Origin of the sequence: Actinoplanes sp. NPDC051851 (genome assembly GCF_040681165.1) — a bacterium.
Taxonomy (GTDB): domain Bacteria; phylum Actinomycetota; class Actinomycetes; order Mycobacteriales; family Micromonosporaceae; genus Actinoplanes.
Map to the genome: position 1 here is coordinate 44,623 of NZ_JBFAYF010000029.1, position 15,362 is coordinate 59,984.

Genomic DNA, 15,362 nt, shown 5'->3' on the forward strand with positions numbered 1-15,362 from the left:
TTTTGCCTTAAGGTCTGAGCGTGAACACACAGCCGCCCGGCCGCCGCCGACCCGGCCAGCTGGAGAAGGAAGTCATGACGGTCCTCGGGGAGTCGGGCCGCCCGCTGACCCCGGGAGAGGTCCGCGAGCTGCTTGATCCCTCCGGAGAGCTCTCATACAGCACGGTAGTCACCACCTTGACCAGACTGTACGAGAAAGGCTCGGCCGTGCGACACCGGGACGGGCGGGCATTCCGGTACGGCGCGCCGGCCGGCCCGGCCGGACTGGTGGCCGACCGGATGCACCGGCTGCTCGAGGTGGAGGCGGACCGGGCCTCGGTCCTGCGCCGGTTCGTGAGCAACCTGAACCCGAAGGACGAGGAACTCCTGCGTACGCTGCTTCACGAGGATGAAGCTTAGGCTACCCTAACCTCGTCGATGCAACCCGTCGGCACCCCGGACCGCAACCGGGACGCGGCAGGGTTGCCGGGATGAGCACCAGGATCATCGCGACCATCGCCGTCGTGGCCGGAGTCGTCACGCTGACCGGCGGGATCGCCGGTACCCTGTTCGCCGTCTTCGGGCCGAGCTGACAGACTTGCGGGATCATGACTTTGACCGATCGCCTCCCCGGCACCTCCGAACCCGACGCCGTCTTCGATGCCTTCCAGGGCTGGGTGACGGAGCAGGGCCTGACGCTCTACCCGCATCAGGAGGAGGCGCTGCTCGAGATCGCGATGGGCTCGAACGTCATCCTCAACACCCCGACCGGGTCGGGTAAGAGCCTGGTCGCGGTCGGCGCGCACTTCGCGGCGCTCGCCTCGGAGCGGACCACCTTCTACACCGCGCCGATCAAGGCCCTGGTCAGCGAGAAGTTCTTCGCCCTCTGCGCCACCTTCGGCGCGCACAACGTCGGCATGCTGACCGGCGACGCCAGCGTCAACCCGGACGCGCCGATCATCTGCTGCACCGCCGAGATCCTGGCGAACCTGGCGCTGCGCGAGGGCCGGGACGCCGACGTCGGCCAGGTCGTCATGGACGAGTTCCACTTCTACGCCGAGCCGGACCGCGGCTGGGCGTGGCAGGTGCCGCTGATCGAGCTGCCGCAGGCGCAGTTCCTGCTGATGTCCGCCACACTCGGCGACACCACGCGCTTCGTCGACGACCTCTCCCGGCGCACCGGCCGGGAGACCTCCGTGGTCAGCAACGCCGAGCGCCCGGTCCCGCTGCTCTTCGAGTACGCGATGACGCCCCTGCACGAGACGATCGAGGAGCTGCTGAACACCCGGCAGGCCCCCGTGTACATCGTGCACTTCACCCAGGCGGCCGCCCTGGAACGGGCCCAGTCGCTGATGAGCATCAACATGTGCACCCGCGAGGAGAAGGACAAGATCGCGGCGGCGCTGGGGAACTTCCGGTTCACCGCGGGGTTCGGGCGTACGCTCTCCCGGCTGGTCCGGCACGGCATCGGCGTGCACCACGCGGGCATGCTGCCGAAGTACCGCCGGCTCGTGGAGACGCTCGCCCAGGCCGGTCTCCTCAAGGTCATCTGTGGCACGGACACCCTCGGCGTCGGCATCAACGTGCCGATCCGCACCGTGCTCTTCACCGGTCTGTCCAAGTACGACGGCGTGAAGACCCGGCTGCTCAAGGCCCGCGAGTTCCACCAGATCGCCGGCCGGGCGGGCCGCGCCGGGTTCGACACCATCGGCACCGTGATCGTGCAGGCGCCCGAGCACGTCATCGACAACGAACGAGCCCTGGCGAAGGCGGGCGACGACCCGAAGAAGCGGCGCAAGGTCGTCCGCAAGAAGCCCCCGGAGGGTCAGATCGGGTGGGGCCGGCCGACCTACGACCGGCTCGTCGAGGCCGAACCGGAACCGTTGACCTCGTCGTTCCAGGTCACCCACGCGATGCTGCTCAACGTGCTGGCTCGCGGTGGCGACCCGTTCGCGGCGATGCGCCACCTGCTCACCGACAACCACGAGGAGCCCGCCGCCCAGCGCCGCCACATCCGCCGGGCGATCGCGATCGCGCGGGCGCTGCTCGCCGGGGGCGTCATCGAGCGTACCCGGGAAGGGGTCTATCGCCTTGTCGAGGATCTGCAGCTCGACTTCGCGCTGAATCAGGCGCTGTCACCCTTCGCGCTGGCCTCGCTCGAACTGCTCGACAAGGAGACGCCGGAGTATCCTCTCGACGTCGTCTCGGTGATCGAGTCCACGCTGGAGGACCCGCGGCAGGTGCTGTCGGCGCAGCGGCAGAAGGCCCGCGGCGAGGCCGTCAACGCGATGAAGGCCGAGGGCATCGAGTACGACCAGCGGATGGAGCTGCTGGAGAACGTCACCTGGCCGCAGCCGCTCAAGGAGCTGCTGGACGCGGCGTACGAGACGTACCGGCAGGGCCACCCGTGGGTCGCCGACTACGAGCTCAAGCCCAAGGCCGTCGTCCGCGACATGTACGAGCGGGCGATGACCTTCACCGAGTACGTCTCCTTCTACGGCCTCTCCCGCTCCGAGGGCCTGGTCCTGCGCTACCTCGCGGACGCGTACCGGGCGCTGCGGCAGACCGTGCCCGAGGACGCCCGGACCGAGGAGCTCACCGACCTGATCGAATGGCTCGGCGAGCTGGTCCGCCAGGTCGACTCCAGCCTGCTCGACGAGTGGGAGCGGCTGCGCAACCCCGGTGCCGATCCGGCCGAGGTGCGGATCGACGACAAGCCGCCGGCGGTCACCCGGAACCTGCGGGCCTTCCGGGTGCTGGTCCGCAACGCGATGTTCCGCCGGGTCGAGCTGGCCGCGCTGGGCCGCTATGACGAGCTCGGCGAACTGGACGGCGAGAACGGCTGGACCGCGGAGCGCTGGCAGGACGCGATCGACGACTACTTCGACGAGTACGAGACGCTCGGCACCGGCCCGGCGGCGCGCGGTCCCGCCTTCCTGCAGATCGACGCGGGCCAGACGGTCTGGACCGTACGCCAGGTCTTCGAGGACCCGAACGAGGACCACGACTGGGGCATCGAGGCGACCGTCGACCTGGCCGCGTCCGACGAGGCGGGCACCGCCGCGATCACCGTCCTGAATGTGGGCCCGCTTTCCGATTCCGCCATCTGAGTACCCCGGAACGGCAGAGACTGTCGGGGTGAGGAAGAAGACCCTGGTTCTGGCCGCTTCCCTGCTGCTGGGTGGGATGACCGTCCGCGCCGCGACCCGCCGTCTGCGGGCGCTGCGGTCGGTCGCCCCCGAGCTGCGCAGCCCGCTGCTCCTCGTGCCGGTGCATCTGGGCGGCCCGCGTACCCTGCGACTGCTCCGGCGCGTCCCGGCCGGCCGGACCCGGATCGCACCCGGTGTCGCGGTCGCCAAGGGGACCCTCGCCGCGCGCGGCGAGCACCCGCCCGTCGACGTGTACGTCTACCAGCCGTCCCGCCGGTCGAAGCCGTCCGGCGCGCTGCTCTGGATCCACGGCGGCGGGTTCGTGCTCGGGCAGCCGGTCGCGTACCACGAGCTGGCCAGCCGGTTCGCCAGGGAGCTGGGGATCGTGGTGGTCAGCGTGGACTACCGGCTCGCCCCGGAACACCCGTTCCCGGCCGGGCTGGAGGACTGCTGGACCGCGCTGAGCTGGCTCCACGACCACACCGAGGAGCTGGGCATCGACCCGGGGCGCCTCGCGGTCGGCGGGGACAGCGCGGGTGGCGGGCTGACCGCAGCGCTCTCCCAGATGGCGCTGGACCGGGGCGGGCCGCCGATCTGCTTCCAGCTGATGCTCTACCCGATGCTGGACGACCGGACCGTGCTGCGCCACGACCACGCGGGCACCGGGGCGGTGGCCTGGTCGCCGGTGTCGAACCGGTACGGGTGGACGGCGTACCTCGGGCACACCCCCGGGCCGGACGAGCCGCGCCCCTACGCCGCGCCGGCCCGCCGCGACGATCTCAGCGGCCTGCCGCCGGCCTGGGTCGGGGTCGGCGACATCGACCTGTTCCACGCCGAGGACGTGGCGTACGCGGACCGGCTCAGCGAGGCCGGCGTACCCTGTGAGCTGCTGGTGGTGCCCGGGATGTACCACGGGGCGGACACGCTCTTCGACGGCAAGGTCCCGTCGATGACCGCCTTCCGCGCCTCGATGATCGACGCCCTGCGGAGGGGTCTCGCCGCCGCCCGATAATGGGTTGCCCGCCTGGTTAGCGTGGGCGCATGCTCAGCTTCGCCAGCAAACTCATCGGCGCCGACGTCCCGTATGACGTGATCACCCCGGACGGCTGGACGCCGGACGAGCGGCTGCCGCTCGTCCTGGTCCTGCACGGCGCGAACTCCTCCGCCGCCGTCCTGGGGATGATGCGGCCCCTCGCGACGTCACTCCCGCGCTCGCTGATCGCCTGCGCGTCCACGCCCACGGTCGGCGGCTTCTACCTCGGCGCTTGGGAACGGTTGATCGCCGACGAGTTCCCGGCCCTGCTGACCGCCGAGTACCACGCCGACCCGTCCGGCATCGCCCTGCTCGGCGCGTCGATGGGCGGCTACGGCGCCCTGAAGATCGCGTTCGCCGACCCGTCCCGCTTCACCGCCGTCGCCGCGGTCTCTCCCGCCCTCCTCCCGGCGATGTCCTACACCGACCTCCGCCCGCGCAACACCATGTCCGTTCTCGCCCAGTTGGCCACCGAGATGGAGGCCGCCGGCTGGCCCGCCGAGAGCGTCGCCCACCGCGCCCGCTCGAACGCCGCCGCCATCCGCGCCGCCGGCCTCCCGATCATGCTCCGCTGCGGCGACCACGACGTCTTCAACATGCACGACGGCACCGAACACCTGCACCGCACCCTCTGGGACCTGGACATCCCGCACGATTACCACCTGGTCCGCGACGCGGACCACATCGGCCCGGAGTCTGCTTCCGCTCTGCGTTCCGCTTTCGCCTTCCTCTCTTCCCGTACGCCCATCCCCGCCCCCTCCCCTGAGTGGGAAGCGTGGTCCTCCTCGGACCGTTCGACCCCGCCCCCGCCGTTGGACCCCACCTCCCCCACCGCCGCGTCCGATTTCCGCGTCCTCTTCGCTCCCACCCTGTCCGAAACAGCCCACGCAGACCCCACCGCCACCCGCCGCTACGGCCCCCTCCCGTAACCCGGCTCCCCACCCCGGCTGGCGCTGCGGGCCGTATCAGCACCCGCCACACACCCGTGACCCTGCTGGTCAATTCCGAACCGGCGGTACCCGCGGGCCGGCCTGCTGGCGAGCGCGGGCCGGCCGGCTGGCGAGCGCGGGCCGGCCGGCTGGCGAGCGCGGGCCGGCCGGCTGGCGATCCGGGGTGTCTCAGCCCGGCCGGCTGGCGATCCGGGGTGTCTCAGCCCGGCCGGCTGGCGATCCGGGGTGTCTCAGCCCGGCCGGCTGGCGCTCCGGGGTGTCTCAAGCGCTCCGAGAGACCCCTGAACGCCAGCCACGCCGGGAAAGCTGGTGCTCACGGGTCTCTCAAGCCCGCCGAGACACCCGTGAGCACCAGCCACGAAGATCAGCCGCGGTCGATCGCGGAATGTCGATCAAGCCCGGCGGAACAGGGCCCGCCCCGACCGGAATTGACCAGCGGAGTCAGGGGATGCCAGCGGGGTCGGGGGATGCCAGCGGAGGCAGGGGATGTCGGAGACGGTCGGACGCCGCTCGGTGTCGGCCGGGAGGCCGTCGAAGGCGGGTGCTGAGGATCAGGCCGGTGGAACAGCCGATGTCGACGGCGGGTGCTGAGGATCAGGCCGGTGGAACAGCCGATGTCAACGGCGGGTGCTGAGGATCAAGCCGGTGGAACAGGCGAGCTCGACCGACGTCAGGGACGGGTGGGTGAGCAGGGTGTCGCGTACCCGGAGGGTCTGGGTCTGATGGTTGTCGTCGGCCCAGTGGGGTGGGGTCATGTCGTCGACCAGCAGCAGGCCGCCCGGGGTCAGGGCGGCGATCGTCGCCGTCAGGCCCGTCCACTTGCCGCCCGGGGCGTCGGCGAAGATCAGGTCGAAGGTGCCCAGCGTGGGGAGCAGCGTCAGCACGTCGCCGGCGTGCAGGGTCGTCCAGGACGGCCAGGTGGCGGAGGCGGCCAGGGCGTGGATCGCCGGGTCGAGCTCGACGCTGTGCACCTCGGCGTCGGTGCGGGCGCCCAGTCCGGACACGATCCAGGCCAGGCCCGCCCCGCTGCCGGTGCCGATCTCGAGGATGCGGCCGGACGGGCGGACCGCCCCGGCGAGTACCGCGAGAAGGCGGCCCACCTCCTCCTCCGAGGACATGCCGAACCCGGCCCGCCGCGCCCGCTCCCGAGCCTCGATCACCGTCGATGGTGTGTTCATCGGGACAGCGTCGCAGCGGGCCTTAGCCGCGGGCCACCCCTTTCCCGGATCGGGGAGCAGGTCAGCCGACGACCTCGATGACCTGGTCGACCGGCAGGCGCGGGGTGCGGGCCGCCGGAGCGTCCGCCGGGTCGATGTTGCCCAGGCGGACCGCGAGGTACGGCGTCCCGATCCCGCCGAGCAGTCGCCGCAGGTCCTGGCGTGTCGCCGGGACCTCGGCCGGGCTGCTCAGCGGGAGCAACCCCACGTTCAGCTCAGTCGCGGTGATCCAGAGGCTGCTCAGGGCCTCGCCGGCGCGCAGCCACGCGGACGGTTCGTCGCTCTCGCCGTAGAGCAGCGCGTACGTCGCCGCCCCGTCGTGCCCCGCACCGGCGTTCAGCGTGCCGGCGGTGCCGAAGTCACGCTCGGCGACCGTGGTCGCGGGGAGGTCCGCCGGGAGGCTCTCGGCGGGGATGCCGGCGCCGGGCGGGCGGCCGCCCCCGGTCCACGAGGCGGTCTCGGTCTGGATGCGCTCGTCGGCGGCGTGCGTCTTCTCGGCGTGCTCGACGGCGACCGCGAGGTCGATGACCTGTTCCCGGCTGAGCAGGTGGAGCCGGGCGCCGCCGGTCTCGGTCGCGGCGGCCAGCCGGTCGAGGACGTCGCGCGCGACCGGCTCGTCGGCCACCGTACGCCGATCGGTGTGCCGGACCTGGAGCGACCGGGCGAGCCGGACCGCGTCGGCGTCGGCGTCCTTGCGGCCGTCGAGCCGGATCCCGGCCAGTGGCACAACGGCCGGGCGGTCGAGCGTGTACGTCCAGCCGCCGGCGTTCAGCGCGACCTGGGCGTGGTGCAGGGCGGTGCCGCAGCTGATCAGCAGCATCCGGCCGTCCGGGTCCTGGGCCTGCAGCTGGCGCTCGGTCACCGAGTACAGCTCCAGCCGGTCGGGGTGCACGACCCACCGCCAGGGCTGGGTGTTGTGGATCGAGGGGGCGAACCGGGCAGCGTCCGCCGCCTGGAGCAGTGCGCTGCTGCGCTCGCTGTCGGCTGGGCTCATGCTCTCATTGTCCTTTATCTCCGGGGACTTCCCAGGCGCTTTTTGCCCGGTCCCCGCCTCCCGAATCACCCCGCCCACGGTGATCGGCGACCGGGGCCGTGTCCGGTGGGTCACGCGAACGCGAGGCGCGGTCCCCGGGACACCTCCTACCGGCGGCCCGTGGAGAGCGCGACGAGGAACTGGCCGCCGCCCGCGTCGACGCTCGCGGTCACCGGGAGGCCGGGCAGCAGCCGGGAGAAACGGTCGATCAGCCAGTCCGCGGCCTCCTGCGCGTCCCTCTTCGTCGCGCAGCGGGCCACCAGTTCGCGGCCGCCCTTGCGCTCGAGGCGCTCGGCGACCGCGGTCAGCGGGGCCGGTTCGATCACCCGGAGACGGTCCGGCCAGGCGATGACCACCTTGACCGCGCCCTTGCGGGTGTTGCAGGCGCGGTGCGCGAGCCGCTCGGCCACCTTGGCCTTCCGGTCCGCCGTACGGCTGTCGACGCTGGGGCCGCGCGGGTCGTTCACCGACATGCCGGCGTCGACCGGCTCGTCGCAGACCCAGCAGCGCCAGCCGTCCCGCTTACCCACCTCGTCAAGAGTCGCCACCCGAGCAACCTACAGGGTGCCGTGCACGGTCACGGTGTCCCGGATGTGCTGCCACGCCGTCGCGTCCGCCGCGCTCACCTCCTTGATCTCCAGCACCATCAGGTAGCGGTGGTCGGCGGGCCAGAGGTACGCGTACCGCCAGCGGACCCCCGCACCGCAGATCCAGGAGCCCTCGAGCCCGGTCAGCCCCAGCCTCGGCAGGGTCGCCGCGCCCCGGCTCTCCCGCGTGCAGCCGCTCGGCCCGAACCCGCGTTCCAGCAGCTCCGGCGTGAATCCGGCCTCGCTCACCACCCGGCTGGAGACGCCCGCGAACATCCCCGGCACCGCCGCCGAGGAGAACCAGTCGTTGACGTTCGGCGAGGCGTTCAGCCCGGGACCCACCCCCTGCTCCCGGTAGTAGGGGTCCTGATCGGGATGCCATCCGTTGCCGAGGTGCTGCGTCCAGGTGCCGGGCACTTCGAGGGAGAGCTTCCGGCTGTCATCGAAGATCTTCTCGTACGCGACGGGGGCCGCCGGCCGGTCCTGAGCAGGCCGGGTCGCGAGCCACCCGCCCGCGCCGCCCAGCACACCCAGGCCGGCCACCGCCGCGAGCAGGGCGGGCCGCAGGCGGCGGCGCGGCCGGCCGCCGGTGTCCCGGGCGAGCGCCTCGTCGAGGCAGCGCAGCCAGCGCCGCGCGGTCGGCTGCCGCGCCGCCGGGGCCGGGTCGAGGCCGGAGCGGATCACGTCCTGGACGGCCGGGCCGGCCGCGCTGTCGGCGAGCACTCCGGCCGAGTCCGCGGCGGGCGGGAAGCCGACCAGCATCCGGAAGAGCAGGGCGCTGCACGCGTACACGTCGGCGGCCTGGCTGACCGCGGTGGCGGCGGCCTGCTCGGGCGCCATGTATCCGGGGGTGCCGACCGCCAGGCTGTGCCCGGTGAGCGCCCGGGTCAGGTCCTTGGCCAGGCCGAAGTCGCCGAGCACGAGCCGTTCGCCGCTCCAGAGCACCGGTTCGGCGGTGGTGTCGCGGGTCGCCGGGCCGCCGGTGCGCAGCAGGATGTTCTCCGGCTTGATGTCGCGGTGCACCACCCCGGCCTCGTGCACCTCGACCAGGGCGAGCGCGACCTGCCGGGCCACCGCGACCGCCGCGGGGAACGGGACGGTCTGACCGGTTTCGGACAGATGGTCCAGCCGGGCGCGGAGCGTAGCCCGATCGGCGTACTCCATGACGAAGTACGGGCGGCCGTCGGCGAGCTGGCCGATGTCGTGCACCCGGACCAGCCGCTCACCGGCGAGCCGGCGCAGCAGCCGGGCCTCGTCGAGGAAGCGCTCGCGGACCCCGGCGTCCAGGTTCCACTTCGGGGCGAGCACCTTGATCGCGACCTGGCTCTCCAGCTCCTCGTCGATCGCGAGGAACACCGTCGCGAATGCGCCCTCCCCCAACGGGCGGACGATGCGATATCTGCCGATGGTCTCGATATCCTGCACGATGATCCGCCGTTCTCCCGGTAACTGAAAGAATAGGGGACGTTACAGCGTGACGGAATCGCCGGAGGAGATCGAGAATTGGGCCGCCGACGCCGCCGCCGGATCGGCACCGGCGTTACGGCGGCTGCTCACCGAGATCAGCGTGAGCCGCCTGGCGCACCCGGCCCTGCGGCGGGTGCTGGCCGACCCGGCGGACGTCGAGGACGCCGCCCAGGAGACCCTGATCGCGGTGAGCCGGGGCATCCACACGTTCCGGGGCCGGGCCGCGTTCACGGCGTGGTTGCAGCGTGTGGCCGTGAACGCGGCGCTGGAGCTGCTGCGCCGCAAGAGCCGCGGCGGCGAGCCCGAGCCGTCACCGCCCGGCGGGGAACTGCGCCGGATGAGCTCGATCGCGGCCACCCGGGTGGATATCGAGAACGCGATGCGCCTGCTGCCGGAGCACTACCGGACCGCCCTGCGCCTGCGGGAATGGGATCAGAGATCATATGAGGAGATCGCCGGGCAATTGGACGTCCCGCTGCACACCGTACGCAATCACGTGAGCCGCGGACGGCGGCTTCTCGCCCTTTATCTGAACGCCGGGAAAAGCACTCTTTAGAGGGCTCGACAATGCACGGTGACAATGGCAGGAGGACGGTGAAGGCGGTGCCGAGCCCCGAAGTACACCTTCACCGGCACCGCCGGGAGGCCACGCGCCGCCTCGTCGAAGTACGTGCCCGACCCGATGACCCTGCACGCGCACGTACGGCGGCTGCCGCCCGGTCACCGGCCCGTGCGGAACGCCGGTGGTCGCGATGTTCTGCCTCTGGCACGCCATGCACGTCGAGGGCACCGTCAGCCTCCCGCGAGCAGCTGCCGCAGTCGCACCATCGCGGCCGCGTCCTCGCTGCTGAGCGCCCTCCTCCCCCAGTAGGCGGTGTAGGAGGAGAGCGCGTCGTTCATGCCGCCCGCCGCCATCTCGAACGCGGAGCGCCGCAGACCCAGGGAGGGATCCAGCCCGGAATCGTCGATCGACGCCAGGAGATCGACCGGCCGGATCCGCTGCCAGCTGATCTCGCCGAAGTCGGCGAGCTTGCCGAGGATGCCCGCCATCAGACCGGGCATGCCGCGGAAACCAGCGATCATGGACGGCGTCGCATAGGGAATGGGCTCGGCGATCGCGCGCTTCCCGCCGAGGACGGAGAGGGCCTCGATGATCGGATCCATCAGCGCCGGGTCCTTGGCCCGGTTGAAGACCGCGACCTCGTGCAACAACTCCGGCGCGTTGGTGTCGACCACCACGTTCCTCAGCTGGGGGATCCGCACCATCAGCCACGGATGGGTGAGCGCGAGCAGAGCGGGATCCACGCTGAAGGCCCGGTCCAGCACCGCCAACGGGATCAGGACCTCCCGGATCAGCCGATCGGTGACGGCCGTGGGGAGGGCGGACGCGTCGTGCAGCAGTGCGTTGCTGAGAAGGGTGCCGCTCGCCGGCCACGGGACCCCACCGAACTGGCCGTCGAGACAGGCCAGCAGGTCGTGGTAGAGCCGCTCGTCGAAGGGGATGAGGCTCTCGTCGGTCCGGATCAGCCAACGCCACGCGAACAGCCGGGTCACCAGGATGTGGAAGTCGCGCTGGAACGCCGTCCGCTCCGGCCTCTCCCGGGTGGCCAGGTTCGCGGAGAGCATCGTCGCCTCGCCCGCCGCGATCACCGCCTCCGCCAGCAGGTCACCGACGAGTTCGGCCTCGGACGCCATGTGCTTGCGCACCGGCCGGGGATCGACGACGCGGACGCGGTCGCCCGTGCGCTCGAGGCGGGCGAAGAGGCTGGTCTGCGCGGTGCTGTCCAGCCCGCCCCGCCAGAGCCGGACCGTGGACCGGACGTCGATGTCACCGAGACCCTCCGGACGGCAGATCAGGGCGATCACCAGCAGGTTGGCCGTGTAGGCGGCGGTACGCGTCATCACGTCGAAGGGGGTCGGCCGATACTGATCATCCTGGATCCGGGTCCGGGCCGCACGGAACGCCTCCAGGACGGCCTCGCACAGGTCGGCGCGGGCGCTCTCCTCCAGCGCGCCGATCATCCTGGTGAGGAAGGCGAACGTCTTCTCGCTGGAGGTCACCGGCTGGTGTGACAGCAGCTGGCGCAGGACGCGGTCGCCCGGCTCGTCGCGGTAGTGGCGGCGCCGGGCGCGGCTCCAATCCTCGGCCAGGTCGGTGAGCAGCTCCATGGTCTGCTCGGCGACCAGGTACTCGGCGAACGTCGCGTGCAGGAACTCGTACGACCGGCGACCCGGCACCCGGGCCTCGTGCACGAAGAAGAACCCGGAGACGGTCCGCTGCGACCGGCTCACCGGCTCCCCCGCGTCGACCGGCGGCCGCTCCCGCTCCGGGTGCAGCGCCTCCAGGTCGCGCTGGAGATCCTCCTCGCCGACGTACTGGAGTCCGCGGTTGAACATCGCGAACGCCACCGCGGCCAGGTCCCGGCGGCTCTCCGCCTCCAGCTGCCGGTAGCGCGTCTCGCCGAGGTTCACCGTGGACTTCTCGCGGACCTGGCGGCGGATGAACGTGTCCAGCAGCCGCCGGTACAGCTGGTCCGTGGAGAGGCCGTCGGCGTCGAGGGCACCGGTCGACGCCGAGTACACCGCGAGCATCAGCAGCAGCAGCGGCTGGGCCGCCAGCTCCTCGTGCCGCCACAGCTCGTCCACGGTCAGCGGCCGGAACCCCGGCTGACCGCTGTTGGCCACGTTCCACGCGGTGGCCCAGGCGGCGACCCGCGACCGGTCGAACGGCTCCAGCTTGAGCACCGGGGTCCCGTCGTGCACCACGGTCCGGTCCATCACCAGCGTGCGCGACGTGATCACGATGATCACCGGGCGCCCCTGCACCCACTCCTCGCGCTGGAAGGTCGCCGCCTGCTCCACGTAGTGCGACTGGGTGACCCCGGTCGCCTGCACCAGCTCGTCGAAGCCGTCGAGCAGCACGACCTTGGTGGTGTCCACCGCCCGCCCCAGGTCGCCCCAGGTGATCCGCTCCCGGGTCACGTCCTGGATCGCCGCCTCGATCTGCTGGTAGATCGGCGCATCCGGGTTCACCCGCCGCAGAGGCACCCGGATCGTCGTGTACGCGGCGGCCGGCAGCCGGGCGGCGAGAATCTCGGTGAGCAGCGACTTCCCGGCGCCCGGGTGCCCGAGAACGATCAGCGGCCGCTGGGTGCTCTCCGGGTCGGCGAGATGGTGGGCGAGGAACATGTCGAGGTCGTCCTGCTCCGGCTGCTGCTCCCACCACGACTCGTCGCTGAGCCGCGCACCCCGGTCGGCGTGCGCCACCCGGAACCGTGGGCTGACGAAACCCCGCTCCACGGACGGAAAGGTGAGTCCCACCGGGGCGGGCGCGTCGGAGCGCCACAGTGGACGGCGCAGCACCTCGGCGTAGTGCCGCGCCAGCCCGTGCACCGCGTCGCTCGCCGGTGTCGGTGCGTCGACGATCCCGGCCAGCAGGGCACTCAGCCCCGCCAGGGCCTCCCCCTGCCGCCGCACCGCACCGAGCTGCGCCCAGAAGCCGAACTCGGGCACGTCGACGGCGAGACGGCCGTACCCCTCCTGATAGAGGTTGAGGGCCAGCCCGGTGACCTTGCCGGTCGGAGGCAGCCGAAGCCGCCCGCCTGCGGCCAGTCCACCGACGAAGTCCCGGAACGACGCTTCCAGGTCGTTATAGACATCGTCGACCCAGTCCAGAGTCGCGTCGAGACCGCCTGCGAGATCGGCCAGCGTCGCGTTCGGGTCCCGGAGAATGGTTCCGACCCCGCCGCCGAGGCGTTCCTTCTCCTCCTCGGTGAGCTCCAGGCCGGCGAACTGCCGTGGGCCGATCAGCTCGGCGAGCGCGTCGAAGAAGGCCGAGACCACCAGTACGTGGTGGGCGGCCTCGATCAGCTCGTAGTGGCGCTTCCCCCGGCTGGAGCGGATCCGGGCCGGTGCCTTCCCCCACAGCTCCCGCAGCAGGGAGTTCGCCTCGCCCTTGGCGTCGAAGAGGCCGAGCACCACGTCCGGGTCGACCGGGGTGGCCAGCAGCAGCGCCCCACCCGCGAGCCGGCCCAGGACGGTGACGCGATCATCCCCGCCGGTGAGGATCCGGACGGCTTCCACGTAGGACATGCGGCTGCGGGCCATGGCGGAAGCGTACTGACCGATTTCACCCTCCAGAGTGACGTCAGCCGTAGACCGTGTTCGGATCCCCGGGACAGACCCGCCCGCCGACGATGATCACGCACTCCTTACGCTGCTCGGCGGGGTGCTCCTCGCCCACGCCGAGCTTCCAGATCATCGTCCCGGGGATCAGGGCGATCACCAGCAGCAGGGCGAGACTCCGCCATCGGCGGCGCCACATCTGCACGATGGCGGCGACGCTCACGACGATCGCGGCGGCCGAGACCGCGCACAGGCCGAAGGCGACCGCGGTGGCCTGGGCACCCCTGCCGATCAGGGAGTGCTCGGCCAGCATCGCGGAGATCAGGTACACCGGCACGCCGATCAGCACCGCCGAGACGGCGAGCCGGGCGCAGGTCCACAGTGTCGCGTGGGCCAGGTCGGGGCGCCGCCGCCAGCCGATCGTGACCGCGGCGGCCAGGGCCGGCAGCAGAACGGCGAGCGCGATCAGGCCCGAACGGCGGGAGGCGGCGGAGTCGGAGAACCAGTCGGGCGCGAAGCCGACCACGAACGCCGGGACCACCAGGATCAGGGCCAGCACCCCGAGGAAGACCAGGGCGATGAAGCCCACCACACCGCTCAGCAGAGCGGCATCACGACCCCCGTCGTCACGCATCGACGCAGATTAGCGTACCCGGAAGGGCTCAGCCAGCGCGGCGGCGGGCGCGGCGCGCCGCCAGCTCGTCGCCCTCCGCGGGCTCGGCCGGGGTGTCCACGCCGACCGGGTGCGGCCCGGCGACCGGTTCGGCCGGCAGGTGCGAGAGGGAACCCTGGATCTCCTTGAACGCCCCGCCGACCGCGATGCCGAACACGCCCTGGCCGCCCTGGAGGAGATCGACGACCTCCTCGGGTGAACGACATTCATAAACGGTCGTGCCGTCGGAGATCAGCGTGATCCCGGCGAGGTCCTCGACGCCGCGTACCCGCAGCGTCTCGATGGCCCGGCGGATGTTCTGCAGCGAGACTCCGGCGTCCAGGAGACGCTTGACGACCTTGAGGACGACCAGGTCACGGAAGGAGTAGAGACGCGAGGTGCCGGAGCCCTCCGCGTCGCGCACGCTCGGGATGACCAGCGTGGTGCGCGCCCAGTAGTCGAGTTGCCGGTAGCTGATGCCGACCGCCTGGCAGGCCGTGACACCGCGATAGCCGACCGAGCCGTCCTCACCGACGAGTGGGCCCTCAAGAGGCTGCTCGTGCACGGACTACCTCCCCGCTCGGTTCACCTGGACCTCACGAGCGTATATCTCAGTCAACGGGGAGACAGGGAGGTAACCGCACGACACGCCGCGTTCGGACGAGCGACACGCCGCGCGGCCGTAACCCGATGAACGCTTTCAGCCCGCGAAGTCCTCGGGACGAACCTGATCGAGGAACTCGCGGAACTTCTCGACCTCGTCCTCCTGCTCGTCCGGGATCACGATCCCGGCCTCGGTGAGGACCTGGTCGGCACAGCGGATCGGCGCGCCCACACGCAGCGCCAGGGCGATGGAGTCGCTCGGGCGTGCGGAGACGCGCAGGTTGTCGCCGATCAGCAGATCGGCGTAGAAGACGTTGTCCTTCAACTCGGTGATCTCCACGGCCTTCAGCGGCTGCTGGAGCGCCGCCAGGATGTCCCGTAGAAGATCATGTGTCAGCGGCCGGGCCGGCTTCACACCCTGCTGTTCGTACGCGATGGCGGTTGCCTCCACCGCGCCGATCCAGATCGGGAGATACCGGTCGCCGTCGACCTCCCGCAGCAACACGATCGGCTGGTTGCTGGGCAGCTCCACCCGGACCCCGACCACGCTCAGCTCGCGCACAGCCCC

The 15,362-nt window shown here is 71.6% G+C and carries 13 protein-coding genes; 5 read left to right on the forward strand and 8 right to left on the reverse strand.

The features are described from left to right. The first annotated feature begins 20 nt into the window (after positions 1 to 20). The 4 genes from AB0M08_RS25895 to AB0M08_RS25910 all read left to right on the forward strand — a co-directional run bounded on the left by AB0M08_RS25895 (position 21) and on the right by AB0M08_RS25910 (position 5,089). A complete protein-coding gene (locus AB0M08_RS25895) occupies positions 21 to 398 on the forward strand; it encodes a BlaI/MecI/CopY family transcriptional regulator (protein WP_364498141.1) in 378 nt (125 codons plus the stop codon). A gap of 188 nt (positions 399 to 586) precedes the next feature. Beyond that, positions 587 to 3,088 (forward strand): DUF3516 domain-containing protein, encoded by a 2,502-nt coding sequence (locus tag AB0M08_RS25900; RefSeq protein ID WP_364498143.1) that lies wholly within the window; start codon positions 587 to 589, stop codon positions 3,086 to 3,088. 28 nt (positions 3,089 to 3,116) lie between these two features. After that, on the forward strand, positions 3,117 to 4,139 hold the full coding sequence (locus AB0M08_RS25905) for an alpha/beta hydrolase (protein ID WP_364498146.1): 1,023 nt from the start codon (positions 3,117 to 3,119) through the stop codon (positions 4,137 to 4,139). 29 nt (positions 4,140 to 4,168) lie between these two features. After that, positions 4,169 to 5,089, forward strand: coding sequence for an alpha/beta hydrolase-fold protein (locus tag AB0M08_RS25910; RefSeq protein ID WP_364498149.1), 921 nt, complete (start codon positions 4,169 to 4,171; stop codon positions 5,087 to 5,089). 638 nt (positions 5,090 to 5,727) lie between these two features. On the opposite strand, the gene AB0M08_RS25915 is transcribed toward AB0M08_RS25910, so the two are convergent. The 4 genes from AB0M08_RS25915 to AB0M08_RS25930 form a co-directional block, all read right to left on the reverse strand. Then, complete coding sequence (locus AB0M08_RS25915) at positions 5,728 to 6,288, reverse strand: class I SAM-dependent methyltransferase (protein ID WP_364498152.1); 561 nt, start codon at positions 6,286 to 6,288, stop codon at positions 5,728 to 5,730. A 61-nt stretch (positions 6,289 to 6,349) separates the two neighbouring features. Beyond that, positions 6,350 to 7,321, reverse strand: a complete 972-nt coding sequence (locus AB0M08_RS25920; RefSeq protein WP_364498155.1) for a nitroreductase — start codon at positions 7,319 to 7,321, stop codon at positions 6,350 to 6,352. 146 nt (positions 7,322 to 7,467) lie between these two features. Further along, positions 7,468 to 7,908: a hypothetical protein gene (locus AB0M08_RS25925; protein ID WP_364498157.1), complete on the reverse strand. Its 441-nt coding sequence runs from the start codon at positions 7,906 to 7,908 to the stop codon at positions 7,468 to 7,470. A 9-nt stretch (positions 7,909 to 7,917) separates the two neighbouring features. Next, positions 7,918 to 9,372 (reverse strand): serine/threonine-protein kinase, encoded by a 1,455-nt coding sequence (locus tag AB0M08_RS25930; protein WP_364498160.1) that lies wholly within the window; start codon positions 9,370 to 9,372, stop codon positions 7,918 to 7,920. Between the two features lie 49 nt (positions 9,373 to 9,421). Here AB0M08_RS25930 and AB0M08_RS25935 point away from each other — a divergent pair, with 49 nt between their 5' ends. Next, positions 9,422 to 9,970 (forward strand): RNA polymerase sigma factor, encoded by a 549-nt coding sequence (locus tag AB0M08_RS25935; protein ID WP_364498163.1) that lies wholly within the window; start codon positions 9,422 to 9,424, stop codon positions 9,968 to 9,970. A 236-nt stretch (positions 9,971 to 10,206) separates the two neighbouring features. On the opposite strand, the gene AB0M08_RS25940 is transcribed toward AB0M08_RS25935, so the two are convergent. From AB0M08_RS25940 to AB0M08_RS25955, 4 genes are all read right to left on the reverse strand, one after another. After that, positions 10,207 to 13,521, reverse strand: coding sequence for an ATP-binding protein (locus AB0M08_RS25940; protein WP_364498166.1), 3,315 nt, complete (start codon positions 13,519 to 13,521; stop codon positions 10,207 to 10,209). A gap of 40 nt (positions 13,522 to 13,561) precedes the next feature. Further along, positions 13,562 to 14,173 carry a hypothetical protein gene (locus AB0M08_RS25945; protein ID WP_364498169.1) on the reverse strand — a complete coding sequence of 204 codons (612 nt, stop codon included), beginning with the start codon at positions 14,171 to 14,173 and terminating at the stop codon, positions 13,562 to 13,564. A 28-nt stretch (positions 14,174 to 14,201) separates the two neighbouring features. Further along, a complete protein-coding gene (locus AB0M08_RS25950; protein WP_364498171.1) occupies positions 14,202 to 14,756 on the reverse strand; it encodes a MerR family transcriptional regulator in 555 nt (184 codons plus the stop codon). A 135-nt stretch (positions 14,757 to 14,891) separates the two neighbouring features. After that, entirely contained in the window at positions 14,892 to 15,356 is a 465-nt protein-coding gene (locus AB0M08_RS25955; protein ID WP_189330985.1) for a bifunctional nuclease family protein, read from the reverse strand. Between the last annotated feature and the right edge of the window lie 6 nt (positions 15,357 to 15,362).